Here is a 25,004-nt window from a genome sequence, read left to right as displayed (position 1 = left end):
AAGCCCGGTGGCGCTGACGCTTGCCGGGCTTACAGAGGTTCCAAAGGCAAATGCGCTGGCCTGCATGGGCAAAAAGCCCGGTGGCGCTGACGCTTACCGGGCCTACAGAGGTTCCAAAGGCAAATGCGCTGGCCTGCATGGGCAAAAAGCCCGGTGGCGCTGACGCTTACCGGGCCTACAGGAGTTACAAAGGCAAATGAGCTGGCCTGCACGGACAAAAAAGCCCGGTGGCGCTGATGCTTACCGGGCCTACAGGTGAACCACGACAGATTATGCGAGCACAAGATCGCCCTGCGGATGGCACGAACATGCCAGCACATAGCCCTCCGCGATTTCCGCGTCGGTCAGCGTCATGGTGCTGGTGACCGTGTACTCACCGGAAACCACTTTGGTCTTACAGCAACCGCACACCCCGGCGCGACAGGCCGCTGCCACCGGTACGTTGTTGCTTTCCAGCGCTTCAAGCAGCGTGGTGCCCACGCGGCCAAAGAAGGTCTGCGCCGGTTGCAGCTTCGTGAACTTCATCCCGCTGGTCGCCGCTTCCGCTACAGGCGTGAAGAACTGCTCTTTGAAGAAGCGGGTCACGCCGAGCGCTTTCACTTCTTTCTCCACGATCTCCATGTACGGCGCCGGGCCGCAGGTCATCACGATACGGTTCGCAATATCCGGCACGCTTTGCAGCAGCTCTCGGCTCAGGCGCCCCGCGACAAAACCGTGCGTCGCGTTGTGCTCAGCCACCAGCGTCACCGGATAGTTGCGCCATTCTTCGGCAAAAATCACATCTTCCGGGGAACGAACGCTGAAAATCACCTGCACGTTGGCCTGAGATCGGTATTTCGCCAGCCAGCGACGCATCGACATAATCGGCGTCACGCCACAACCCGCCGCCAGCAGCAGGAATTTATCTTCCGTCTTGTCGTCACAGGTAAACTCGCCCTGCGCGTCAGACAGCCAGATGTAATCCCCGCGCTTCACGTCCCGGGTCAGCCACTCGGATCCTGCGCCGTCATCAATACGACGAACGGTGAGCGTAATGTACTCGCTCACGCCCGGCGTGGAGGAGATCGTGTAGGCGCGCAGAGTATCCGCCGAATTACGCACGCTCACCAGCGCATACTGGCCCGCGCGGTACGGATAATAGTCATGGCACAGCAGCGACAGCGTCCACACATCCGGCGTCTCCTGATGGATGTGATGAACCTGCATCCGCCACGGACATTGTGAGGTTGGCATGGTCATGAGTTACTCCTTACGCGCTCAGCAGTTGCTTCATATCATCTTCAACGTTGGTCACAGAACGCAGACCAAATTTCTCGTTCAGGATGGCCAGCAGGTCCGGCGTCAGGAAGCCTGGCGCGGTCGGCCCGGTGACGATGTTGGTCACGCCGAGAGAGAGCAGGGTCAACAGGATAACGATCGCTTTCTGCTCGAACCAGGAGAGCACCAGCGACAGCGGCAGATCGTTCACGCCGCAGCCCAGTTTCTCTGCCAACGTGACCGCCAGAATGATGGCTGAATATGCATCGTTACACTGACCCGCATCCACCAGGCGCGGCAGACCTTCGATGTTGCCGAAGTCCAGCTTGTTGAAACGGTACTTACCGCAGGCCAGGGTCAGGATCAGACAGTCTTCCGGTACGCGGGTGGCGAAATCGGTGAAGTAGTTACGTTCCCCGCGCGCGCCGTCACAGCCGCCGATCAGGAAGATGTGACGCAGTTTTTCACGGCTGACGAGGTCAATCAGGGAATCCGCCGCACCCAGCAGGGTTTCACGGCCAAAACCGACGGTGATGAGGTGCGGAATTTCGCTGTACGGGAAGCCTGCCATCTGCTGCGCCTGCGCGATAACTGGACCGAAATCGTCGCCTTCAAGGTGGCTCACGCCCGGCCAGCCGACGATGCTGCGGGTCCAGATACGGTCGTCATAGGCGCCGACGGTCGGGTCGATGATGCAGTTAGAGGTCATGACGATTGGGCCAGGGAAGCGGGCAAACTCCACCTGCTGGTTCTGCCAGCCGCTGCCGTAGTTACCGATCAGATGCTTAAATTTACGCAGCTCCGGGTAGCCGTGCGCGGGCAGCATTTCGCCGTGGGTATAAACGTTAACGCCGGTGCCTTCGGTCTGCTTCAGCAGGTTGTAGAGATCTTTCAGGTCATGACCGGAGATCAGGATGCATTTGCCTTCGGTCGCTTTGACGTTGACCTGCGTTGGCGTTGGGTGGCCGTAGGTGCTGGTTTCACCGGCATCCAGAATGCTCATCACTTTGAAGTTCATCTGGCCGATTTCCATCGAGCATTCCAGCAGGGCGTTCATATCGGAAGGCCAGGTGCCCAGCCAGGCCATGATTTTGTGGTACTGGGCGTAAATAGCGTTGTCGTACTGGCCGAGTACGTGCGCGTGTTCCATATAGGCCGCAGCACCTTTCAGACCGTACAGGCACAGCAGGCGCAGGCCGAGGATGTTTTCGCCAATCGCCGCTTTGTCTTTATTGGGAGTAAATTCTGCGGCCTGACGCTGTAGCTCGCCCAGGTCGTCGCTCACCAGCTGTAGCTCCGCCATCGGGTTGTCCACGCGGGCGCTGGCGTCGGCATTCAGGCACTGCGCTTTCAGGGCTTCACGCAGGGCAATCGCTTCGCGGGCATAGCCCACAATGCGTGGAGAATCGAAGTTAACGTTGGTCAGCGTGGAGAAAAATGCGCGCGGCGCAAAGCTGTCGACATAGTGATCAACAATGCCATATTCACGGGCTTTGAAGGCCCAGGCGGACAAGCCTTGCAGCGCCGCAATCAGCAGATCCTGGAGATCGGACGTTTCTGCGGTTTTGCCGCACATACCCTGCGCGTAAGAGCAGCCGTTGCCTGCTGGGGTACGGATGGTTTGTTCACATTGCACACAAAACATAATCACACCTGTTAAAGTTATATTTGAGATACATGTTTAAGGTTATGCCTGTGCCACAACGGAGAAAAGTGCTTTCTTATACTAAGTGGAGGGTTATTGATTTAGCGCAATTTTGGCGGCAGGTTCACTACCGCCAAAGCAGTATCAGGCTGAGAAGAACGCCATCAGAATGGGTACCAGCAGGCTCAGAATAAAGCCGTGTACGATGGCGGCAGGGACCATCTCCAGCCCTCCCGAGCGCTGTAACACCGGCAGGGTAAAGTCCATTGAGGTGGCCCCGCACAGGCCCAGCGCGGTAGAGCGGCTGCGGCGTACGAGGCCGGGGATCAGCATGATGGCTATCAGCTCGCGCGCCAGATCGTTAAAGAAGGCGGCGCTGCCGATCACCGGACCAAACGATTCGGTCAGCAGAATACCGGAGAGCGAATACCAGCCGAAACCGGACGCCATCGCCAGGCTGGTTTTCAGCGGCAGATCGAGAATAAAGGCGTTAATCACTCCCCCCGCCAGTGAGCTGGCCACAACGATAACGGCAACCATCATGCCCCGGCGGTTAAGGACAATCTGTTTCAGCGTCATGCCATTATTTCGCAGCTGAATACCAATCAGGAAGAGCAGGAAAATAAGCGTATATTCGCTGGCTTCCGTTGCGTGCTGTAAAAATGCCCAGCCGGTCAGACCCAGTAAAAAACCGAGTACCACCACGCCGCACAGTTTTAATGATTCCAGCGCCATCGCAATACGGGAGGGAAGCTTTTCCTGATGGTGGTGATTTTTCCAGGGAATAGTGCGTTCCAGCCAGAACAGCGCAGCAATATTGCACAGCAGAATAACCACTACCGTAACCGCAGAATAATGCAGGATGGAAAGCAAGTTCGTCGCCAGATTATCCAGGAAGGCCAGGCTGATCCCCATAAAGAACAGAATGACGTAAACAATCCAGCTGAGAAAGCGATTAATAAGCTTTAAGGCCGATTCATGACGCAGCGGAATAAGGTAGCCCACAATCAGGGGCAGAAGAATGATGAGGAGTCCTGAGAACATGAACAGTCGGTCCTTTTGAGTTTTCGTTAAGCGCCAGAGACACTACCCAATAAAGGCTGTACAGTAAAGCGGCAAAAGAAAGCCGGGTGGCGGCTGCGCCTTACCCGGCCTACAAAGTGCACACTAACGTAGGTCGGGTAAGCTTTAGCGCCACCCGACATTACAGGCCGCACTTAATTAATCGCGTTTTTCCAGCAGGGTGCGATACAGCACGCCGCCTAGAATACCGCCGATAATAGGCATCACCCAGAACAGCCACAGCTGTTCAAGCGCCCAGCCGCCCTGGAAAATAGCCACCGCGGTGCTGCGCGCCGGGTTAACGGAGGTGTTGGTCACCGGAATGGAGATGAGGTGGATCAGCGTCAACGCCAGACCAATAGCGATGGGGGCAAAGCCCGCAGGCGCGTATTTGTCCGTTGCGCCGTGGATCACCAACAGGAAGCCTGCGGTGAGCACAATTTCAATCACGATGGCAGACAGCATCGAGTAGCCGCCTGGAGAGTGTTCGCCGAAGCCGTTCGACGCAAATCCGCTGGCCGCGGCGTCAAACCCGGCTTTTCCGCTGGCAATTACGTACAGCACCGCCGCGGCAATAATACCGCCAATAACCTGGGCAATAATATAGCCAATAATATCTTTCGCCGGGAAACGTCCGCCCGCCCATAATCCTAATGTGACGGCCGGGTTGAAATGACCGCCGGAAATATGCCCCACGGCGAATGCCATGGTTAATACAGTTAAACCGAATGCCAGCGCGACGCCGACAAAGCCAATACCTAATTCCGGAAATGCGGCTGCCAGTACTGCGCTACCGCAGCCACCAAACACCAGCCAGAATGTACCAAAGCATTCTGCCGCTAATTTTCTGAACATAACCACCTCAATAATAAACGTCCGCGCCCATTCCTGCGCGCGGGTTATATCGCCATAAAGGGATGACGACTCAAAGAGCCAGTATTTTGAAACCATCAACATCCCTTCGCCACTCAAATAAATTCACTAAATTTGATTTAAGGCAATGTGATGTCAATCCTTGTTCAGATCGGAGGTAATTAGAGCATAGCCCAATAATTAAGGGGGCGTATATTCTGCTGTCGTGACCCACAGCCTGCCGCTATACTGCTGATAACTTGAAGGAAAAAGTGGCCGAATTGCGGGGGATGTATGCTACTCGAACGTGTGGAGATTGTCGGGTTTCGCGGGATTAACCGCCTGTCGCTGCAACTGGAACAGAACAACGTCCTGATAGGCGAAAATGCCTGGGGTAAATCCAGCCTGCTGGATGCCCTGACGCTGCTGCTTTCGCCCGAAGAGAACTTGTACCACTTCGTTCATGATGACTTCTGGTTTCCGCCAGGGGATGTCAACGGACGCGAGAAACACCTGCATATCATTCTGACCTTCCGCGAATCCGAGCCCGGTCGCCATCGCGTGCGTCGTTTTCGCCCTATGTCGCCCTGCTGGGTGCCCTGTGAAGATGGTTTCCAGCGTATTTTCTATCGCCTTGAGGGCGAAATGGCGCAAAACGACGGGGTGTTAACCCTGCGTGAATTTCTTGATGAGAAGGGAAATCCGATCCCGCTCGATAATATTGACGAGCTTGCCCGCCATCTTATCCGCCTCTCCCCCGTGCTGCGCTTACGAGACGCGCGCTTTATGCGGCGGATCCGTAACGGCACCGTGCCGAATATGCCCGAGGTGGAGGTGACCGCCCGCGAACTGGATTTCCTCGCCCGTGAACTGGTCTCACGGCCGCAGAACCTCACCGACGGCCAGATCCGTCAGGGCCTGTCTGCCATGGTGCAACTGCTGGAGCACTATTTCTCCGAGCAGGGAACGGGGCAGGCGCGCCACCGTCTGATGCGTCGCCGCTCGCACGATGAACAACGAAGCTGGCGCTATCTCGATATTATCAACCGCATGATCGACCGCCCCGGCGGGCGCACGCATCGGGTGATCCTGCTGGGATTATTCTCCACGCTTTTACAGGCGAAAGGGACGGTGCGCCTGGATCGGGACGCGCGCCCGCTGCTGCTGGTGGAAGATCCGGAAACGCGGCTGCACCCGATTATGCTTTCCGTGGCGTGGCATCTTCTTAATTTGCTGCCGTTGCAGCGAGTCACCACCACGAATTCCGGAGAGCTGCTCTCTCTGACGCCGGTGGAGTATGTCTGCCGCCTGGTGCGTGAATCCTCGCGGGTCACCGCTTACCGGCTCGGGCCCGGCGGGTTAAATGCCGAAGATGGCCGACGAATTGCGTTTCATATCCGTTTTAACCGTGCCTCTTCCCTGTTTGCCCGCTGCTGGTTGCTGGTGGAAGGGGAAACGGAAACCTGGGTGATAAACGAGCTGGCTCGCCAGTGCGGACACCACTTTGACGCCGAAGGGATCAAAGTGATCGAATTTGCTCAGTCTGGCTTAAAACCGCTGATCAAATTTGCGCGCCGGATGGGGATAGAGTGGCACGTACTGGTGGATGGCGATGAGGCGGGTAAAAAATATGCGGCGACCGTGCGCAGCCTGCTCAATAACGATCGTGAAGAGGAGCGGGAACATCTGACCGCGCTGCCTGCGATGGACATGGAGCACTTTATGTACCGCCAGGGATTTGACGACGTCTTTCACCGCGTGGCGATGATCCCGGTAGATGTGCCCATGAATATGCGCCGGGTGATTGCCAAAGCTATCCATCGGTCGTCAAAACCGGATTTGGCCATTGAAGTTGCGACGGAAGCGGGCAGGCGAGGCGTGGAGTCGGTGCCCACGCTGCTGCGTAAAATGTTCTCCCGCGTCCTCTGGCTGGCTCGCGGGAGGGCCGATTAACGGGCAGTCGCCTGCGAAACCTGTTGGATCAGGCTATCAAGCAGGGCATAGCGGCGGCGGTATTCGGACCGTTTTTTACTCGCAATCTCTTCCATCGGTTTGCGTGGCATGGTCAGCGGCAGGGCAAAGTTGCCGTTATCCTGCTGCTGTCCGCCAAGGGAGCGCCAGAAGTTGTCATAGTCAGCCAGCAATTTTCCCTCTTTTTTCTTGCGATAGCGCCAGCTGCGGTAGATGTGGGTGGCGTTACTCACCGCGAGGATCTGCTCGACCGGGAAGGCGCCTGCCAGCGTCATGACCGCTTCAACCAGCAGACGTTTTGGGAACAGTCCGTGACAGGCTTTGGTCGCCAGCTGAATGTGCTCGTGCGGGACATGCGCTTTCGCCCCCTGCATTCCGCCGATGAAGAGCGTTGGCTTGCCCTGGTATGTGCACAGCGTAAAGGTCAGCTCGGCCAGCACCGTGTTCTGGTGGTCGCAAAAAGTGAGGGTCGCTTCCCCTTCTTTGTCCAGAAACGCATCCGCGCTCAGGCGAACGCTAAACTGCTGCTCCTCTTTGCCCGTTAACGTCACCAGCATAACGCCCTGGCTGGAGAGGTAGCCATTCAGCAGCGACGCCGGAAGATGGCGGCTCATCATCTCATAGTGATCGTTCAATGCGTCCAGCGTAGTCTGACGGCCCATATTGACGGTCAGCCACGGCCGGTGCAGGCGGCACGGCAGGCCGGGCTGCACGCGCAGGATCTGCATCAGACGGGGCTGTTTTGCAAGGTTTTCGAGCAGGCGCGCAGTGGTGAACGGCGTTGCCAGCGAGCGCAACATAAACTTACGTCGATAGGCCGGATTTTGCCACGCCAGCCCCGGCGTGAGGGAACCCGATGCCAGGCTTTTAAACAGTTGCCAGCCCGATTTAGGCTGGGGCAGCGTTGAATAAGGTGTATCGACGATGGAAGACATGTTAGATCCTGCTTCTGGTGGAATATCGCTATTTCAGCAGGCGCTTTATCAACATCGGGTAAACAATTCCCGACGATTACGGGGATCGGGGGTTTCGTTGAGGAGTGGTTTAGATAAAATCAACGGTGATGATAGCCAGAACAATTATTTGGAATATTTATGAACCTGAAGGGAAAACGCAGAAAGCTGTTTCTGCTGCTGGCGGTAGTGGTGTTAGCGGGCGGATTCTGGTTATGGAAGGTACTGAACGCGCCGGTACCACAGTATCAAACGCTGATTGTTCGTCCGGGCGAGCTGCAACAAAACGTGCTGGCGACGGGGAAACTGGATGCCCTGCGTAAGGTTGACGTGGGCGCGCAGGTCAGCGGTCAGCTTAAAACCCTGTCAGTTGAGATTGGCGATAAGGTTAAAAAAGGCCAGCTGCTGGGCGTGATCGATCCTGAGCAGGCGCAAAACCAAATCCGCGAAGTGGAAGCGACGCTGATGGAGCTGCGCGCGCAGCGCGCGCAGGCTCAGGCGGAGCGTAATCTCGCTCAGGTCACCCTGACGCGCCAGCGGGCGCTGGCGAAAACGCAGGCTATCTCGAAACAGGATCTGGACACAGCCGCCACGGAGCTGGCGGTGAAGCAGGCGCAGATTGGCACCATCGATGCGCAAATCAAACGGAATCAGGCCTCGCTGGATACGGCGAAAACCAACCTCGATTACACGCAAATCGTTGCGCCAATGGCCGGGGAAGTGACGCAGATAACCACCCTGCAAGGCCAGACGGTCATCGCCGCGCAGCAGGCGCCGAACATCCTGACCCTGGCGGATATGAGCACCATGCTGGTGAAAGCCCAGGTATCCGAAGCGGACGTCATTCACCTTAAGCCGGGGCAGAAAGCCTGGTTTACGGTGCTGGGCGATCCGCAAACCCGCTATGAAGGGGTGCTGAAAGATATCCTGCCGACGCCGGAGAAGGTCAACGACGCCATCTTCTACTATGCGCGTTTTGAGGTGCCAAACCCGCAGGGCGTGCTGCGGCTGGAGATGACCGCCCAGGTGCATATCCAGCTGACCGGCGTGAAAAACGTGCTGACGGTTCCGCTCTCCGCGCTGGGTGAATCCGCCGGGGACAATCGCTACAAGGTGAAAGTGCTGCGCAACGGCGAAACCCGCGAGCGGGAAGTGGTGATTGGCGCGCGTAACGACACCGATGTGGTGGTGGTAAAAGGGCTGGAAGAGGGTGAGGAAGTGGTCACCAGCGAAACCCTGCCCGGAGCCGCGCAATGACGGCGCTGCTTGAGCTGAATGACATTCGTCGCAGCTATCCGTCCGGCGACGGGCCGGTGGAGGTGCTGAAGGGCATCTCCCTGCGCGTTGAAGCCGGTGAAATGGTGGCGATTGTCGGGGCGTCGGGCTCGGGTAAATCAACGCTGATGAACATTCTTGGCTGTCTGGATAAGCCCACCAGCGGCACCTATCGCGTGGCCGGGACGGATGTTTCCACCCTGGACGGCGACGCGCTGGCGAAGCTGCGTCGCGAGCATTTTGGCTTTATTTTTCAGCGTTACCATCTGCTTTCACACCTGAGCGCGGCGCAGAACGTGGAGGTGCCGGCGGTGTATGCGGGCGTCGAGCGCAAAAAACGCCTTGAACGCGCGAAGGCGCTGTTAACGCGTCTTGGGCTGGCGGAGCGTGTTGATTATCAGCCTTCGCAGCTTTCCGGCGGTCAGCAGCAGCGCGTGAGTATTGCCCGTGCGCTGATGAACGGCGGACAGGTGATCCTTGCCGATGAGCCAACCGGTGCGCTTGACAGCCATTCCGGTGAAGAGGTGATGGCGATCCTGCATCAGCTGCGCGATCAGGGGCATACGGTGATTATCGTCACCCATGATCCGCAGGTCGCAGCGCAGGCGGAACGCATCATTGAGATCCACGACGGCGAGCTGGTCAGCAACCCGCCGCCACGTCAGTCCAGAGCGGCGGCACCGAAAGAAGCCTTACCTGCGTCCACCGGCTGGGGACAGTTCTCCAGCGGCTTTCGTGAAGCGCTGACCATGGCCTGGCTGGCGATGGCGGCCAACAAAATGCGCACCCTGCTGACCATGCTCGGCATCATTATCGGTATTGCCTCGGTGGTGTCGATTGTGGTGGTGGGCGATGCGGCGAAACAGCTGGTGCTGGCGGATATTCGCGCCATCGGGACTAACACCATCGACGTTTACCCCGGCAAAGATTTTGGCGACGACGAGCCGCAGTATCAGCAGGCGCTGAAATACGACGATCTGGCGGCTATTCAGAAGCAGCCGTGGGTGAACTCCGCCACGCCTGCCGTGTCGCAAAACCTTCGTCTGCGCTACGGCAACATCGACGTGGCGGCCAGCGCTAACGGCGTCAGCGGAGATTACTTCAACGTCTACGGCATGACCTTCAGCGAAGGGGCGACCTTCAACGCGGAACAGCTGGCGGGCAGGGCGCAGGTGGTGGTGTTAGACGCTAACTCGCGCAGACAGCTTTTCCCCAATAAAACCCGTGTGGTGGGGGAAGTGATCCTGGTGGGTAACATGCCCGCCACGGTGATTGGTGTGGCGGAAGAGAAACAGTCCATGTTTGGCAGCAGCAAGATCCTGCGCGTCTGGCTGCCGTACAGCACCATTTCCGGGCGCATTATGGGACAGTCCTGGCTCAACTCCATTACCGTGCGAGTGAAAGAGGGCTACGACAGCGCGCTGGCGGAACAGCAGCTCGAGCGGCTGTTAACGTTGCGCCACGGGAAAAAGGATTTCTTCACCTGGAACATGGACGGCCTCTTGAAAACGGCCGAAAAGACCACACGTACTCTTCAGCTGTTCCTGACGCTGGTGGCGGTGATTTCGCTGGTCGTCGGCGGGATAGGGGTGATGAACATTATGCTGGTGTCGGTGACCGAACGTACGCGGGAGATCGGCATTCGCATGGCGGTCGGGGCCAGAGCCAGCGATGTGCTCCAGCAATTTTTGATTGAAGCGGTGCTGGTGTGTCTGGTGGGAGGCGCAATGGGGATTGCGCTCTCGATGATGATCGCCTTCGCGCTCCAGCTCTTTTTACCGGGGTGGGAGATTGGCTTCTCACCGATGGCGATCCTCACCGCGTTTTTGTGCTCCACCTTTACCGGCATTTTGTTTGGCTGGCTGCCGGCACGAAACGCGGCGCGGCTGGATCCGGTGGATGCGCTGGCGCGGGAATAACCCGAAAATAAAAATGCCAGCCGATCGGGCTGGCATTTTGCCTGCGGGGTGTACACAATGAATCAGAGAGCTATGCAACCGTTTCTGCTTCAACGGGCACGATAAGACTGGCGTGATTGCCTTTTGGCCCCTGGTGTACATCGAACCGGACGGACTGCCCGGCTTTGAGCGTCCTGTAACCATCCATCTGAATGGTGGAATAGTGAGCGAAGATATCCTCGCCGCCGCCTTCGGGGCAAATGAAGCCAAACCCCTTGGCGTTGTTGAACCACTTAACAGTACCCATTTCCATGCTTCGACATCCTTCGTAAATCTTATAAATTAAGATGGAATGAACCGGTGGTGGAGTGGGGGCTGTTCAAAACCTCGCCAACTCACGCTTGTACAATTTAGAGAAACGGAAGAAGCCGTCAAGCGTTTGGCGCTGGAGTTGGGACAATAATCAACCAAAATTTGAGGCAGTTAACGCTATTGCAACAGTTTGTGACAGACATCGCGGATGACAGTAATAGATGATTGTTATCTAACATCTGAGGTAGATTCAAAGTGGTTATGCATAATGGGTAAGACCAACGATTGGCTGGATTTTGACCAGCTGGCGGAAGATAAAGTGCGCGACGCGCTAAAACCGCCATCTATGTATAAAGTTATGTTAATGAACGATGATTACACGCCGATGGAATTTGTTATTGACGTGCTACAAAAGTTCTTTTCTTATGATGTTGAACGTGCAACGCAACTGATGCTTACCGTTCATTATCGTGGCAAAGCGATCTGCGGCATCTTTACTGCCGAGGTTGCGGAAACCAAAGTAGCGATGGTGAACGACTATGCAAGGGAGAACGAGCATCCGTTGCTGTGTACGCTGGAAAAGGCCTGATAAGGCATAAAATTGGGGGAGGTGCCTATGCTCAATCAAGAACTGGAACTCAGTTTAAACATGGCTTTCGCCAGAGCGCGTGAGCACCGACATGAGTTTATGACCGTCGAGCACCTGCTGCTCGCACTGCTTAGCAACCCATCTGCCCGCGAAGCGCTGGAAGCCTGCTCCGTGGATCTGGTGGCGCTACGTCAGGAACTCGAAGCCTTCATCGAACAAACTACACCGGTGCTGCCAGCCAGTGAAGAAGAGCGCGACACGCAGCCGACGCTCAGCTTCCAGCGCGTGTTGCAGCGCGCGGTTTTCCACGTCCAGTCTTCCGGACGTAGCGAAGTGACTGGCGCCAATGTCCTGGTCGCCATCTTCAGCGAGCAGGAGTCCCAGGCGGCCTACCTGCTACGTAAACACGAAGTCAGCCGGCTCGACGTGGTCAACTTCATCTCTCACGGAACGCGAAAAGACGAGCCTAACCAGGCATCGGATCCCAGCGGACAGATCAACAGCAATGAAGAGCAAGCAGGCGGGGAGGATCGTATGGAAAACTTCACCACCAACCTTAACCAGCTTGCTCGCGTTGGCGGTATCGACCCGCTGATTGGTCGCGACAAAGAGCTGGAGCGTGCCATCCAGGTGCTGTGCCGCCGCCGTAAGAACAACCCGCTGCTGGTGGGGGAATCTGGCGTGGGTAAAACCGCGATTGCCGAAGGGCTGGCCTGGCGCATTGTGCAGGGCGACGTGCCGGAAGTGATTGCCGACTGCACCATCTACTCGCTGGATATTGGCTCGCTGCTGGCGGGCACCAAATACCGCGGTGATTTCGAAAAACGTTTCAAAGCGCTGTTAAAACAGCTGGAGCAGGACACCAACAGCATCCTGTTTATCGATGAGATCCACACCATCATCGGCGCAGGTGCGGCCTCCGGTGGCCAGGTGGATGCCGCTAACCTGATCAAACCGCTGCTCTCCAGCGGCAAGATCCGCGTGATGGGCTCCACGACGTACCAGGAGTTCAGCAACATCTTTGAGAAGGATCGTGCGCTGGCGCGTCGTTTCCAGAAAATCGACGTGACCGAGCCGTCGGTTGACGAAACGGTGCAGATCATCAATGGCCTGAAAACCAAGTACGAAGCACACCACGACGTGCGTTACACCGCGAAAGCGGTCCGTGCGGCGGTGGAACTGGCGGTGAAATACATCAACGATCGTCATCTGCCGGATAAAGCGATCGACGTGATTGATGAGGCGGGTGCGCGTGCACGCCTGATGCCAGCCAGCAAGCGTAAGAAAACTGTGAACGTGGCGGATATCGAGTCCGTGGTGGCCCGCATCGCGCGTATTCCTGAGAAGAGCGTTTCTCAGAGCGACCGTGATACGCTGCGCACCCTCGGCAATCGCCTGAAAATGCTGGTCTTTGGTCAGGATAAAGCCATTGAGGCCTTAACCGAAGCGATCAAGATGGCCCGTGCTGGCCTGGGGCATGACCACAAGCCTGTCGGTTCCTTCCTGTTCGCCGGCCCGACCGGGGTGGGTAAAACCGAGGTGACGGTTCAGCTCTCCAAAGCGCTGGGCATTGAGCTGCTGCGCTTTGATATGTCCGAGTATATGGAGCGTCATACCGTCAGCCGTTTGATTGGTGCGCCTCCGGGATACGTGGGCTTTGACCAGGGCGGCCTGCTTACGGACGCGGTTATCAAGCACCCGCACGCGGTACTGCTGCTCGATGAAATCGAGAAAGCGCACCCGGACGTATTCAACATCCTGTTGCAGGTGATGGACAACGGGACGCTGACCGATAACAACGGGCGCAAGGCCGATTTCCGCAACGTGGTGCTGGTGATGACCACCAACGCCGGGGTGCGGGAAACCGAGCGTAAATCCATCGGCCTGATCCACCAGGATAACAGCACCGATGCGATGGAAGAGATCAAGAAGATCTTCACGCCGGAGTTCCGTAACCGTCTGGACAACATTATCTGGTTCGATCATCTGTCTACCGAGGTGATTCATCAGGTGGTGGACAAGTTCATCGTCGAGTTGCAGGTTCAGCTGGATCAGAAAGGCGTGTCGCTGGAAGTGAGCCAGGAGGCCCGCAACTGGCTGGCTGAGAAAGGCTACGACCGTGCGATGGGCGCCCGTCCGATGGCGCGCGTGATTCAGGACAACCTGAAGAAACCGCTGGCAAACGAGCTGCTGTTTGGCTCGCTGGTGGACGGCGGCCAGGTAACGGTGGGGCTGGATCAGGCGAAGAACGAACTGACGTACGATTTCCAGAGTGCGGCGAAGCACAAGCCGGAAGCGGCTCACTGATTTTCTTTAGTGTAAAAGCCGGGTTTTTAACCCGGCTTTTTTGTGTCCGCTTTTCTCCCTCTCCCTGTGGGAGAGGGTCAGGGTGAGGGCATCAGACCGCACTAAAATACCTCTTCCTGAACAGCCACACTAAAGCCATAAATAAAAAAGGCCGGGATTGTCCCGACCTTTTAAATATTCATCTGCCATTACAGGCGAAAACAATTAGCGACTACGGAAGACAATGCGGCCTTTGCTCAGGTCGTACGGGGTCAGCTCAACAGTCACTTTGTCGCCCGTCAAAATGCGGATATAGTTTTTGCGCATTTTACCGGAGATGTGCGCAGTTACCACGTGACCGTTTTCCAGTTCTACGCGAAACATGGTATTAGGCAACGTATCAAGTACGGTACCCTGCATTTCAATATTGTCTTCTTTGGCCATCTAATCCTCTGGGGTATCACTACCAAGTTTTGAACCGGCAAGATAATGCCGAAATTCCTCAATTAAGTAAAGAATTGCGCGTTTAAAACGCAGCAAAACAGTCTCAGCGTATTGCCCAAGCGTCACGGTACAACCGAACGGAAAGCGCATTCGTAAAGGGGAGACGACAGGATAAACGTAAGGACGTTATCTGAAGCGAGGGTCCCAAACGGCGGCGGGGCAACAGGCAGAAGCTACTCTGCGGCGTAATTATAACACCCTCATAAAAAATATGCGGAAAACATTTAGGCATTGGGTATAAAGAGCGTTCTGGGAACCCAAAAATCGCGTGGTAGGGTCTCCTTTCGGCACTGTTCCAGGTGTTCGATATAGTGTCGGCGGGAGATTTCAACGGCGCCGAGCGAGGCGGTATGCTCATTCAGCACCTGACAATCCATTAACTGTCCTCCACGTCGGGCAAATTCCTGGCTAAAAACCAGCAGCGCGGTTTTCGACGCATTCGTGGCGCGGGAGAACATCGACTCGCCGCAGAACAGCGTACCCTGCGCCACGCCGTACATGCCCCCGACGAGGTCGTCCCCGCTCCACACTTCGATCGAATGCGCGTAACCCAGCTCATGAAGCTGGTGATAGGCGATAATGATATCGCGGGTTATCCAGGTGCCTTCGTGACGATCTTCAGCGCAGCCTTCGATAACCTGGCCGAAGGCGTGATTAAGCGTGACGCGAAAGGGTGATTTTGCATGAAAACGCTTCATGCTGCGACTCAGGTGAAACTGCCCAGGCCACAGCACGGCTCGCGGGTCGGGAGACCACCATAAGATCGGGTCGCCAGGAGAAAACCACGGAAAGATGCCGCGCTGGTAAGCCATTAAGAGCCGTGCCGGGCTGAGATCGCCGCCCAGAGCCAGCAAGCCGTTAGGTTCACGCAGCGCCCCCTCCGGAGAAGGGAACGCAATATTATGGCGAGAAAGCTGCACCAGGCGCATGACAACAGAACTCCAGTACGCGAGAGAGGACGCTACAAATATAGTCTACAGGCGCTGTTTAAACTGGTAGTAGCGACCTTGTTTTGCCAGCAGCTCTGCGTGACTACCTTGCTCAATTATGTGTCCGTTGTCCATCACAATTATCTGATCGAAATTCACCAGCCCGCGCAGACGGTGCGTGACCATCAGCACGGTTTTACCTTTCATCACATTCGCCAGTAAATCAAGGATTTGGCTCTCTGTGGTGGCATCCAGTCCTTCTGTCGGTTCATCCAGCAGCATCAGCGGCGCATCGTGCAGCAGCGCACGCGCAATGGCCAGACGACGCAGTTCGCCGCCGGAAAGCTGTCGACCCCCTTCACCCAGCCAGCTGTTCAACCCGTCGTCTTCAAGCAGCTTGTGCAGCCCAACCTGCTCCAGCATTGCCCGCAGCGTATCGTCGGAGGCGTCTGGTGCCGCCAGAAGAAGATTATCGCGCAGCGTAGCGCTGAACAGATGCACCCGCTGGGGCACGACGCTGACCGTTTTACGCAAGGCCGCTTCGCTAAAACCAGACAGCGGAACGTCGTTAAACCGAATCTCGCCCTGCTGTGGGTCCCACGCGCGCGTGAGAAGTTGCAGAAGTGTCGATTTCCCACATCCCGTACGGCCAAGGATCGCAATGCGCTGCCCGGCATCAACAGAAAGGGTGATGTCTTCCAGCGCGTTTTGCGCCTGCTTGTCGTAGGCGAAAGTGACATTGCTGAGCGTCAGCGCGACCTGCTCTGGCACAGCGGTTTGACCCGCGCTGAACTTCACTTCCGGCTCCTGCTCGGCAATATCCGTAATGCGCAGCGCAGAGGCAATCACCTGGCCGAGATGCTGAAAGGCGCCCGTGACCGGGGCTAAGGCTTCAAAGGCTGCCAGGGCACAGAAAACAAACAGCGCAATCAGCGGGCCAGGCTGCGCGTTACCGCCCACGCCACCGGAGGCCATCCAGAGCATGGCGATAACGGCAATCCCACCAATTAACATCATCAGCGCCTGGGAGAACGCGGTCAGTTCAGACTGGCGACGCTGGGCTTCATGCCAGTTCAGCTCCGTATTTTCCATGCGGGCGCGGTAGCGCTTGCTGGCACCAAAAAGGGTGAGCTCGGCCTGTCCCTGCAACCAGGCGGTGAGCTGCTGGCGATATTCTCCACGCAGGCGCGTCAGGTTTTCCCCGGTGGTTTTACCTGCACGATAAAACAGGGGCGGCAGAATAATCAGCGTCATCAGCATGATGCCGCCGAGCGTCAGTGCGATGGGAACATCCAGGAAACTCAACCCCAGCGTGACCACGACAATCACTACAAACGCGCCCACCATAGGTGAAATGACGCGCAGATAGAGGTGATCCAGCGTATCCACATCTGCGACCACGCGGTTGAGTAATTCGCCCTGTCGAAAACGTGCCAGCCCGGCAGGGGAGAGGGGCAGCAGTTTGCTGAAGGTGTAAATACGCAGGTGTTGCAGCACGCGGAAGGTCGCGTCGTGGCTGACCAGACGTTCAAAGTAGCGCCCGGCAGTTCGCGTAATCGCCGTGCCGCGCACCCCGGCGGCAGGCAGCATGTAGTTAAAGCTGTACAGCCCGGCAAAGCCTGCGGCCGCAGACGCGGAGAGGAACCAGCCGGAAAGCGTAAGCAGACCGATGCTGGCCAGCAGAGTAACGATCGCCAGCACGATCCCGAGCGTCAGCATCCATTTGTGGCGTTTATACAGTGCAAGATACGGAAGCAGGGCGCGCATCAGATATCCTCCTGACGGTTCGCCAGCAGGGTCGCAAACGGCCCCTGCGCGGCAACAAGCGCGGCGTAATCGCCTTGTTCAACAATGTGTCCGTTTTCCATCACCCAGATCTGATCCCAGTCGGCAATACCTTCCAGCTGGTGAGTCACCATCAGGGTGGTTTGCTGGCGTGAGGCTGCGTTAAGCGCATCCATCACGCGCTGCTCGCTGTGAGCGTCCAGGCTGGCGGCGGGTTCGTCCAGCAGCATTAGCGAAGAGGGATTCAGCAGCGCACGGGCAACCGCGACGCGCTGTGCCTGGCCAACTGACAGCCCGGCAGACTGATCGCCAATGACGGTATCGACACCCTGCGCAAGCAGCGGCAGAAACTCGCTGACCCAGGCGCGGTCGAGGACCGATTGCAGCTCATCTTCATGCGCATTCGGGCGTGCCAGCAGCACATTCTCGCGCAGCGTCGGAGCTGGCAGCTGAGGGTTTTGCCCCACCCAACTCAGCTGTTTACGCCAGGCATCAGGATCGAGCTCGCGCAGCTCCGTTTTATTGATACGCAGCGATCCGGTGTACGCCATAAAACCTGACAGCGCATTCAACAATGAGCTTTTACCTGAGCCGCTGGTACCCACCAGCACCACACGTTGCCCGGCAGGCAGGGTAAAGTTCAGCGGACCGGCCAGCACTTTGCCTTCAGGCGACAGAACAGAAAAATCCTGTGCTTCAATGGTCACCGGATCGTTCGTATTCAGCGTTACCTCACCACGCTCCGGATTCGCCAGCGGCGTTTCCATGAAGGTTTTCAGGCTGTCGGCAGCACCCACCGCCTGCGCTTTGGCATGGTAAAAGGTGCCGAGATCGCGAAGCGGCTGGAAAAATTCCGGGGCCAGGATCAGCGCCAGGAACCCGGCGGAAAGCGTGACCGCCGTACCGTAGTGGCCAAAGTCCAGCGCGCCGAGGTAGGAGAAGCCAAAGTAAACCGCCACCAGCGCAATCGACAGGGAGGTGAAAAATTCGAGCACGCCAGAAGAGAGAAAGGCCATGCGCAACACTTCCATGGTGCGCTGACGGAAATCCTGCGACGCCAGGCGAATGTTTTCGGTTTCCGCTTCACCACGACCGAAGATCCGCAGGGTTTCCATTCCGCGCAGACGGTCCAGGAAATGACCGCTCAACCGACCCAGCGCCAGGAAGTTACGACGGTTAGCATCTGCCGCGCCCATGCCGACCATCGCCATAAACAGCGGGATGAGCGGGGTGGTGCCTAGCAGGATCAACGCCGCCACCCAGTTAACAGGGAAGATGGCGATAACAATCATCAGGGGCACAAACACCGCCAGCGCCATCTGGGGAAGATAACGCGCGTAGTAATCGTGCATATCGTCGATTTGCTCAAGGATCAGCGTCGCCCAGCTGCCGGCTGGCTTACCCTGGATCCACGCAGGTCCGGCTTCCGAAAGCCGATCGAGTACCTTGCGGCGAATCTCATAGCGGATGTGCTGCCCGGCGTGGAACCCAACCCGCTCGCGCAGCCAGACCACCCACGCACGCAGAACGAAAACCAGCACCAGAACGATAAACGGCAACAGCAGCGCTTCGCGCGGGATGTTCTCCATGATCATATGGTTGAGAATGCGGGCCAGCAGCCATGCCTGGGCAACAATCAACAGACCGCTGATGAATCCCAAAACGCGGGAAATCATAAGCCAGCGGCGGGACAGAACGCTTTGCTGTTTCAGCCAGCGGGTTAACTCTTGTTGACGGGTTTTTTCCATTGCGTACTTTGCAGGTGACGTTATAAGAAATTAGACCTCTGCATGTTACACGCGAGCAAAAATAAAGGCGACCAGTGGCCGCCTTTATTTACGTTTGTTACTGACTTGTAAAGATTATTTGCCTTGTTCAGCCAGCCCGTCCAGGTAGCGTTCTGCGTCCAGCGCGGCCATACAACCGGTGCCCGCAGAGGTGATCGCCTGACGATAAATATGGTCCATCACGTCGCCAGCTGCGAAGACACCCGGAACGCTGGTCTGGGTGGCGTTGCCGTGAATGCCAGACTGCACTTTGATGTAGCCGTTCTCCAGCTCCAGCTGGCCTTCAAAGATAGCCGTGTTCGGGCTGTGACCGATTGCCACAAACAGGCCTGCCACTTCCAGCGTTTCGACGTTATCGGTGTTCTGGGTATCACGGATACGCAGTCCCGCCACGCCCATCTGATCGCCAGTCACTTCTTCCAGCGTACGGTTGGTATGCAGCACAATGTTGCCGCTCGCCACTTTGTCCATCAGGCGTTTAATCAGGATCTTCTCCGCGCGGAAGGTGTCGCGACGGTGAATCAGGTGTACTTCTGAGGCAATATTTGCCAGATACAGCGCTTCTTCCACAGCGGTGTTGCCGCCGCCGATAACCGCAACTTTCTGGTTGCGATAGAAGAAACCGTCGCAGGTCGCGCAGGCTGACACGCCGCGGCCTTTGAACGCTTCTTCAGACGGCAGGCCGAGATAGCGGGCAGAGGCGCCGGTGGCGATTATCAGCGCATCGCAGGTGTATTCGCCGCTGTCACCCGTCAGGCGGAACGGACGGTTCTGCAAATCCACTTTATTGATGTGGTCGAACAGGATTTCGGTTTCGAATTTGGCGGCATGCTCGTGCATGCGCTCCATCAGCAGCGGCCCGGTCAGGTCGTTCGGGTCGCCAGGCCAGTTTTCCACTTCCGTGGTGGTGGTCAGCTGACCGCCTTTTTCCATCCCGGTGATCAGTACCGGTTGCAGGTTAGCGCGTGCAGCATAGACCGCTGCGGTATATCCCGCAGGTCCAGAACCAAGGATTAGCAGCTTACTGTGTTTGGTCGTGCCCATGAGATCCCCATTGTTGTTGGCAGGCAATGGGCTGGATTGTAGGGAATTTGTTGCCGTAAAAAAAGAGCAGGAGAGTTTTGCTTCCGATATATGCAATAGACGCGCCCTATGGGTCAGAGGCGGTCACATCACTTCTGCTACTGAAAACCGCGCGTTTATAAGGCAATAAAATGAGGATTAATACCCCTCCGTAATGAATATCCGGCATGTTGTACTAAAAATCGATGTTTTGCTTTGACAATCCCCTGCGCTTTTGCGAAAACATTCAAGGAAGAAAAAAAGACGCACGAACTGCATGCCGCATAGACATGCACGGAAATGCCATTTTTACCGGGTCAGTGAAATCTACGCATGGTGTGGACAGACGCCATACGTGATGTCTGTGACTGCTTTCGGGCAACGGTCTTCTTACCGCAGAACCCGAATCTACATCGCGTCTAATACATAACCAGGCGATGTGATGAATAACGGGTCCAGGCTCTGAACAGTGATGTGCACAGGGTCCAGGCAGGAGTAGGGAAGGAATACAGAGAGACAATAATAATGGTAGATAGCAAGAAGCGCCCTGGCAAAGATCTCGACCGTATCGATCGTAACATTCTTAATGAATTGCAAAAGGATGGGCGTATTTCCAACGTCGAGCTTTCAAAACGTGTGGGACTTTCCCCGACGCCGTGCCTTGAGCGTGTGCGTCGACTGGAAAGACAGGGTTTTATTCAGGGCTATACGGCTCTGCTGAACCCGCATTATCTGGATGCCTCACTTCTGGTATTTGTTGAGATTACTCTGAATCGTGGTGCACCAGATGTGTTTGAGCAATTTAACGCCGCTGTACAAAAACTTGAAGAAATTCAAGAGTGTCATCTGGTTTCCGGTGATTTTGACTACCTGTTGAAAACCCGTGTGCCTGATATGTCCGCCTACCGTAAGCTGCTGGGTGAAACCCTGCTGCGTCTGCCAGGCGTGAACGACACCCGTACTTATGTGGTGATGGAAGAGGTCAAACAGAGCAATCGTCTGGTTATTAAGACGCGCTAACACGGAACAGGTGCAAAATCAGTGTAGTTTGATTACACTCCTGTTAATCCATACAGCAACAGTGCCGGGGAGTCCCGGCGCTGTTGTCCGTTTTAGCACACAGGCAGGACATGCCTGATACCTGGAGAGCCTTTCTTGAGCCAGGAATACACTGAAGACAAAGAAGTCACATTATCTAAGCTAAGCAGCGGACGTCGTCTCCTTGAGGCGTTACTGATTGTTATTGCCCTTTTTGCCGTCTGGCTGATGGCTGCCTTACTCAGTTTCAACCCCTCAGACCCCAGCTGGTCGCAAACCGCATGGCATGAGCCTATCCATAATTTAGGTGGCGTTCCCGGTGCCTGGCTTGCGGACACACTCTTCTTCATTTTCGGTGTGATGGCCTATACCCTTCCCGTCATCATTATTGGCGGATGCTGGTTTGCCTGGCGTCATCGACAGAACGACGACTACATCGATTATTTTGCCGTTTCGCTGCGCCTGATTGGCGCCCTGGCGCTGATCCTCACCTCCTGCGGACTGGCGGCGATCAACGCCGATGACATCTGGTACTTCGCCTCCGGCGGGGTGATTGGCAGCCTGTTGAGCTCCGCGCTGCAACCGATGCTTCACAGCAGCGGCGGCACGCTGGCGCTGCTTTGTATCTGGGCAGCGGGCCTGACGCTGTTTACCGGCTGGTCCTGGGTGAGCATTGCCGAAAAAATCGGCAGCTTTATTCTGACTCTGCTGACGTTTGCCAGCAATCGCACCCGTCGTGATGACACGTGGGTCGATGAAGACGAATATGAAGATGAGTACGAAGAGGAAGACGAGGCACCCGTGCAGCGTCGTGAATCCCGCCGTGCCCGTATTCTGCGCGGTGCTCTGGCACGCCGCCAGCGCGTTGCTGAAAAATTTGCTAACCCGTTAGGCCGTAAAACGGATGCCGCGCTTTTCTCCGGCAAACGTATGGATGAAGAGGAGCAGATTGAGTATCGCGGCGCGGCCGTCGATCCTGATGATGTGTTGTTCTCTGGTCATCGAGCTACGCCGGGTGAGTATGATGAATACGATCCGCTGTTGCATGGTCATTCCGTGACTGAACCGGTAGCCGCTGCTGCTGCCGCAACGACGGCTGCGCAGGCCCATGTTGCGCCTGTTGAAGCCGTGATGCCGTCCTCGCCTGTTCCGGCACCGGAGTCCGCGATCCAGCAACCGCAGGTGGACTGGCAGACTGCGCCAGGCGTCCATACGCCTGAACCGACCATTGCGCCGGAGCCTGAAAGCTATATTCCTGTGCAGCAGGAACAGTGGCAGCAACCGTATCAGCCGCCTGAGCCTGCCAGCGAGCCGCAACAGCCGTATCAGGCCTATACGCCCGAACCTGCTGAGCCTGAACAGCCATACGTTGCGCCGGTGTCTGAACCCGAAATGGTGGAGGAAGCGAAGCCATCCCGTCCGCCATTGTACTATTTTGAAGAGGTGGAAGAGCGCCGTGCCCGAGAGCGCGAGCAGCTTGCCGCCTGGTATCAGCCCGTGCCTGAGCCGGTGCAGGAGCCTGTTGTAAAAGCGCCTTCTGCGAGCGTTGCACCTGTAGACCCAGCGCCAGCCGTTGCGTCGAGAGCGGAAACCGTGAAGCAGGCAACGGCAGCCGCTGCCGCGTCCGCTCCGCTATTCAGCCCGGCAACCGATGGTGCGCCACGTCCTCAGGTAAAAGAGGGCATTGGTCCACAATTGCCGCGTCCTAATCGCGTGCGCGTACCGACGCGCCGGGAGCTGGCCTCCTATGGCATTAAACTGCCTTCCCAGCGTATGGCGGAAGAGAAAGCCCGTGAGTCCGACTACGAAGATGATGCCGACGAACTGCATCAGGATGAGCTGGCGCGTCAGTTTGCCGCCCAGCAGACTCAACGCTACGGGAATGAGTACCAACACGATGTTCATTCTCAGCAGGATGAAGATGATGCTGCCGAAGCGGAATTAGCGCGTCAGTTTGCGGCCACGCAACAGCAACGTTATTCCGGTGAGCAGCCTTCAGGGGCAAACCCGTTCTCGCTCTCGGATTTTGAATTTTCACCGATGAAAGATCTGGTGGATGACGGTCCGAGCGAACCGCTGTTCACGCCGAGCGTGATGCCAGAAGCGGAACCGGTGCGTCAGGCGCCAGCGCCGCAGGTTAATGCGCAGCCACAACAGCCAGCGCCGCAGGCTTATGCGCAGCCGCATACACCGTCGGCCCAACCGCCGCAGCCGCAGTTCCAGCAGCCAGCACCACAGCCGCAGGAAAGCCTGATTCACCCGCTGCTGATGCGTAACGGAGACAGCCGTCCGCTGCAACGACCAAGTACGCCGTTGCCGTCGCTGGATCTGTTAACGCCGCCGCCAGCGGAAGTCGAACCGGTGGATACTTTTGCTCTTGAGCAGATGGCCCGTCTGGTGGAAGCGCGTCTGGCTGACTTCCGTATTAAAGCGGACGTGGTGAACTACTCACCTGGCCCGGTGATCACCCGTTTCGAACTGAATCTGGCGCCAGGCGTAAAAGCGGCGCGTATTTCTAACCTCTCCCGTGACCTGGCGCGTTCTCTGTCGACCGTGGCGGTACGCGTGGTGGAAGTGATCCCAGGTAAGCCTTACGTTGGCCTTGAGCTGCCAAACAAGAAACGCCAGACCGTTTATCTGCGTGAAGTTCTGGATAACACCAAATTCCGCGACAATCCGTCCCCGCTGACCGTGGTGCTGGGTAAAGATATCGCTGGCGATCCGGTGGTTGCCGATCTCGCGAAGATGCCGCACCTGCTGGTTGCGGGTACCACCGGCTCCGGTAAATCGGTCGGGGTGAACGCTATGATCCTCAGTATGCTCTACAAAGCGCAGCCTGAAGATGTGCGTTTCATCATGATCGACCCGAAAATGCTTGAACTGTCCGTCTACGAAGGCATTCCGCACCTGTTAACGGAAGTAGTGACCGACATGAAGGACGCCGCCAACGCATTGCGCTGGAGCGTCAATGAAATGGAGCGTCGCTACAAGCTGATGTCTGCGCTGGGCGTGCGTAACCTGGCCGGTTATAACGAGAAAATCGCTGAGGCGGCACGTATGGGCCGTCCGATTCCGGACCCATACTGGAAGCCGGGGGACAGCATGGATACCCAGCATCCGGTGCTGGAAAAACTGCCTTACATCGTGGTGCTGGTGGATGAGTTCGCCGACCTGATGATGACCGTTGGCAAGAAGGTGGAAGAGCTGATTGCGCGTCTGGCGCAGAAAGCGCGTGCGGCGGGCATCCACCTGGTGCTGGCGACGCAGCGTCCGTCCGTAGACGTTATCACCGGTCTTATTAAGGCAAACATCCCGACCCGTATCGCGTTTACCGTGTCGAGTAAAATTGACTCGCGTACTATCCTTGACCAGGGCGGTGCAGAGTCGCTGCTGGGTATGGGTGATATGCTCTATTCCGGCCCGAACTCCACCTCGCCGGTGCGCGTACACGGTGCGTTTGTTCGCGACCAGGAAGTGCATGCGGTGGTGCAGGACTGGAAAGCGCGCGGTCGGCCGCAATACGTTGACGGCATCACCTCCGACAGTGAAAGCGAAGGTGGCGGCGGTGGTTTTGACGGCGGCGAAGAGCTGGATCCGTTATTTGACCAGGCGGTTAATTTCGTTACCGAAAAACGTAAGGCGTCCATCTCCGGCGTCCAGCGCCAGTTCCGTATTGGCTACAACCGCGCGGCGCGTATTATCGAGCAGATGGAAGCCCAGGGTATTGTGAGCGAACAGGGGCATAACGGTAACCGTGAGGTGCTGGCGCCACCGCCGTTTGATTAACCTTCAGCGATTG

Annotated in this window: 18 protein-coding genes; 7 read left to right on the top strand and 11 right to left on the bottom strand. The window is 56.9% G+C overall.

Translation table 11 applies throughout. From position 1 onward, the window contains the following. Window positions 1-270: 270 nt before the first annotated feature. The 4 genes from hcr to aqpZ all read right to left on the bottom strand — a co-directional run bounded on the left by hcr (window position 271) and on the right by aqpZ (window position 4,819). Window positions 271-1,239: an NADH oxidoreductase gene (gene hcr / locus SK62_RS13510; protein ID WP_047718667.1), complete on the bottom strand. Its 969-nt coding sequence runs from the start codon at window positions 1,237-1,239 to the stop codon at window positions 271-273. A gap of 10 nt (window positions 1,240-1,249) precedes the next feature. After that, window positions 1,250-2,902 carry a hydroxylamine reductase gene (hcp, locus tag SK62_RS13505; protein WP_017384847.1) on the bottom strand — a complete coding sequence of 551 codons (1,653 nt, stop codon included), beginning with the start codon at window positions 2,900-2,902 and terminating at the stop codon, window positions 1,250-1,252. Window positions 2,903-3,046: 144 nt separating this feature from the next. Next, the gene (locus SK62_RS13500) at window positions 3,047-3,946 is read right to left on the bottom strand and encodes a LysO family transporter (RefSeq protein WP_015570988.1); all 900 of its coding nucleotides are present in this window, start codon (window positions 3,944-3,946) and stop codon (window positions 3,047-3,049) included. Between the two features lie 177 nt (window positions 3,947-4,123). Further along, on the bottom strand, window positions 4,124-4,819 hold the full coding sequence (gene aqpZ / locus SK62_RS13495; RefSeq protein WP_026080729.1) for an aquaporin Z: 696 nt from the start codon (window positions 4,817-4,819) through the stop codon (window positions 4,124-4,126). 291 nt (window positions 4,820-5,110) lie between these two features. Here aqpZ and SK62_RS13490 point away from each other — a divergent pair, with 291 nt between their 5' ends. Next, window positions 5,111-6,769, top strand: coding sequence for an ATP-dependent endonuclease (locus SK62_RS13490; RefSeq protein WP_017693708.1), 1,659 nt, complete (start codon window positions 5,111-5,113; stop codon window positions 6,767-6,769). Here the strand turns inward: SK62_RS13490 and SK62_RS13485 are convergent. Further along, window positions 6,766-7,722 carry a VirK/YbjX family protein gene (locus tag SK62_RS13485; protein WP_047718666.1) on the bottom strand — a complete coding sequence of 319 codons (957 nt, stop codon included), beginning with the start codon at window positions 7,720-7,722 and terminating at the stop codon, window positions 6,766-6,768. The two genes, SK62_RS13490 and SK62_RS13485, sit on opposite strands and share 4 nt — an antisense overlap. A 159-nt stretch (window positions 7,723-7,881) precedes the next feature. On the opposite strand from SK62_RS13485, the gene macA reads away from it, so the two are divergent. Beyond that, window positions 7,882-8,997, top strand: coding sequence for a macrolide transporter subunit MacA (gene macA / locus SK62_RS13480; protein WP_047718664.1), 1,116 nt, complete (start codon window positions 7,882-7,884; stop codon window positions 8,995-8,997). After that, window positions 8,994-10,934: a macrolide ABC transporter ATP-binding protein/permease MacB gene (gene macB, locus SK62_RS13475; protein WP_015570984.1), complete on the top strand. Its 1,941-nt coding sequence runs from the start codon at window positions 8,994-8,996 to the stop codon at window positions 10,932-10,934. The genes macA and macB overlap by 4 nt, the downstream gene beginning before the upstream one ends. Window positions 10,935-11,004: 70 nt before the next feature. On the opposite strand, the gene cspD is transcribed toward macB, so the two are convergent. Further along, window positions 11,005-11,226, bottom strand: a complete 222-nt coding sequence (cspD, locus tag SK62_RS13470; RefSeq protein ID WP_006809408.1) for a cold shock-like protein CspD — start codon at window positions 11,224-11,226, stop codon at window positions 11,005-11,007. A gap of 267 nt (window positions 11,227-11,493) precedes the next feature. On the opposite strand from cspD, the gene clpS reads away from it, so the two are divergent. Both clpS and clpA read left to right on the top strand, forming a co-directional pair. After that, window positions 11,494-11,814: an ATP-dependent Clp protease adapter ClpS gene (clpS, locus tag SK62_RS13465; protein ID WP_006174393.1), complete on the top strand. Its 321-nt coding sequence runs from the start codon at window positions 11,494-11,496 to the stop codon at window positions 11,812-11,814. Window positions 11,815-11,841: 27 nt separating this feature from the next. After that, a complete protein-coding gene (clpA, locus tag SK62_RS13460) occupies window positions 11,842-14,121 on the top strand; it encodes an ATP-dependent Clp protease ATP-binding subunit ClpA (protein ID WP_006809407.1) in 2,280 nt (759 codons plus the stop codon). A 204-nt stretch (window positions 14,122-14,325) separates the two neighbouring features. Here clpA and infA read toward each other — a convergent pair whose 3' ends face one another. From infA to trxB, 5 genes are all read right to left on the bottom strand, one after another. Continuing rightward, a complete protein-coding gene (infA, locus tag SK62_RS13455) occupies window positions 14,326-14,544 on the bottom strand; it encodes a translation initiation factor IF-1 (RefSeq protein WP_002211347.1) in 219 nt (72 codons plus the stop codon). Between the two features lie 284 nt (window positions 14,545-14,828). Beyond that, on the bottom strand, window positions 14,829-15,533 hold the full coding sequence (aat, locus tag SK62_RS13450) for a leucyl/phenylalanyl-tRNA--protein transferase (RefSeq protein WP_040117448.1): 705 nt from the start codon (window positions 15,531-15,533) through the stop codon (window positions 14,829-14,831). A gap of 45 nt (window positions 15,534-15,578) precedes the next feature. Then, the gene (cydC, locus tag SK62_RS13445; protein WP_003858307.1) at window positions 15,579-17,300 is read right to left on the bottom strand and encodes a heme ABC transporter ATP-binding protein/permease CydC; all 1,722 of its coding nucleotides are present in this window, start codon (window positions 17,298-17,300) and stop codon (window positions 15,579-15,581) included. Next, a complete protein-coding gene (gene cydD / locus SK62_RS13440; RefSeq protein WP_048249609.1) occupies window positions 17,300-19,066 on the bottom strand; it encodes a heme ABC transporter permease/ATP-binding protein CydD in 1,767 nt (588 codons plus the stop codon). Before cydD ends, cydC begins: the two co-directional genes overlap by 1 nt. A gap of 114 nt (window positions 19,067-19,180) precedes the next feature. Continuing rightward, window positions 19,181-20,149, bottom strand: coding sequence for a thioredoxin-disulfide reductase (gene trxB / locus SK62_RS13435; RefSeq protein ID WP_003858303.1), 969 nt, complete (start codon window positions 20,147-20,149; stop codon window positions 19,181-19,183). A 543-nt stretch (window positions 20,150-20,692) separates the two neighbouring features. On the opposite strand from trxB, the gene lrp reads away from it, so the two are divergent. Both lrp and SK62_RS13425 read left to right on the top strand, forming a co-directional pair. Beyond that, entirely contained in the window at window positions 20,693-21,187 is a 495-nt protein-coding gene (lrp, locus tag SK62_RS13430; protein ID WP_000228469.1) for a leucine-responsive transcriptional regulator Lrp, read from the top strand. 135 nt (window positions 21,188-21,322) lie between these two features. Then, entirely contained in the window at window positions 21,323-24,991 is a 3,669-nt protein-coding gene (locus SK62_RS13425) for a DNA translocase FtsK 4TM domain-containing protein (RefSeq protein ID WP_045330660.1), read from the top strand. The last annotated feature ends 13 nt before the right edge of the window (window positions 24,992-25,004 follow it).

Source organism: Enterobacter sp. BIDMC109, from assembly GCF_001037885.1.
GTDB classification, from domain to species: Bacteria; Pseudomonadota; Gammaproteobacteria; order Enterobacterales; family Enterobacteriaceae; genus Enterobacter; species Enterobacter hormaechei_C.
The sequence above is the reverse complement of the archived record's forward strand: the minus strand, read 5'-3'. Positions and strand labels throughout refer to the sequence as shown.

Coding starts and splice junctions, on each gene's coding strand:
- hcr (WP_047718667.1), bottom strand. CDS start 1,239: ATGACCATGCCAACCTCACAATGTCCGTGGCGGATGCAGGTTCATCAC.
- hcp (WP_017384847.1), bottom strand. CDS start 2,902: ATGTTTTGTGTGCAATGTGAACAAACCATCCGTACCCCAGCAGGCAAC.
- SK62_RS13500 (WP_015570988.1), bottom strand. CDS start 3,946: ATGTTCTCAGGACTCCTCATCATTCTTCTGCCCCTGATTGTGGGCTAC.
- aqpZ (WP_026080729.1), bottom strand. CDS start 4,819: ATGTTCAGAAAATTAGCGGCAGAATGCTTTGGTACATTCTGGCTGGTG.
- SK62_RS13490 (WP_017693708.1), top strand. CDS start 5,111: ATGCTACTCGAACGTGTGGAGATTGTCGGGTTTCGCGGGATTAACCGC.
- SK62_RS13485 (WP_047718666.1), bottom strand. CDS start 7,722: ATGTCTTCCATCGTCGATACACCTTATTCAACGCTGCCCCAGCCTAAA.
- macA (WP_047718664.1), top strand. CDS start 7,882: ATGAACCTGAAGGGAAAACGCAGAAAGCTGTTTCTGCTGCTGGCGGTA.
- macB (WP_015570984.1), top strand. CDS start 8,994: ATGACGGCGCTGCTTGAGCTGAATGACATTCGTCGCAGCTATCCGTCC.
- cspD (WP_006809408.1), bottom strand. CDS start 11,226: ATGGAAATGGGTACTGTTAAGTGGTTCAACAACGCCAAGGGGTTTGGC.
- clpS (WP_006174393.1), top strand. CDS start 11,494: ATGGGTAAGACCAACGATTGGCTGGATTTTGACCAGCTGGCGGAAGAT.
- clpA (WP_006809407.1), top strand. CDS start 11,842: ATGCTCAATCAAGAACTGGAACTCAGTTTAAACATGGCTTTCGCCAGA.
- infA (WP_002211347.1), bottom strand. CDS start 14,544: ATGGCCAAAGAAGACAATATTGAAATGCAGGGTACCGTACTTGATACG.
- aat (WP_040117448.1), bottom strand. CDS start 15,533: ATGCGCCTGGTGCAGCTTTCTCGCCATAATATTGCGTTCCCTTCTCCG.
- cydC (WP_003858307.1), bottom strand. CDS start 17,300: ATGCGCGCCCTGCTTCCGTATCTTGCACTGTATAAACGCCACAAATGG.
- cydD (WP_048249609.1), bottom strand. CDS start 19,066: ATGGAAAAAACCCGTCAACAAGAGTTAACCCGCTGGCTGAAACAGCAA.
- trxB (WP_003858303.1), bottom strand. CDS start 20,149: ATGGGCACGACCAAACACAGTAAGCTGCTAATCCTTGGTTCTGGACCT.
- lrp (WP_000228469.1), top strand. CDS start 20,693: ATGGTAGATAGCAAGAAGCGCCCTGGCAAAGATCTCGACCGTATCGAT.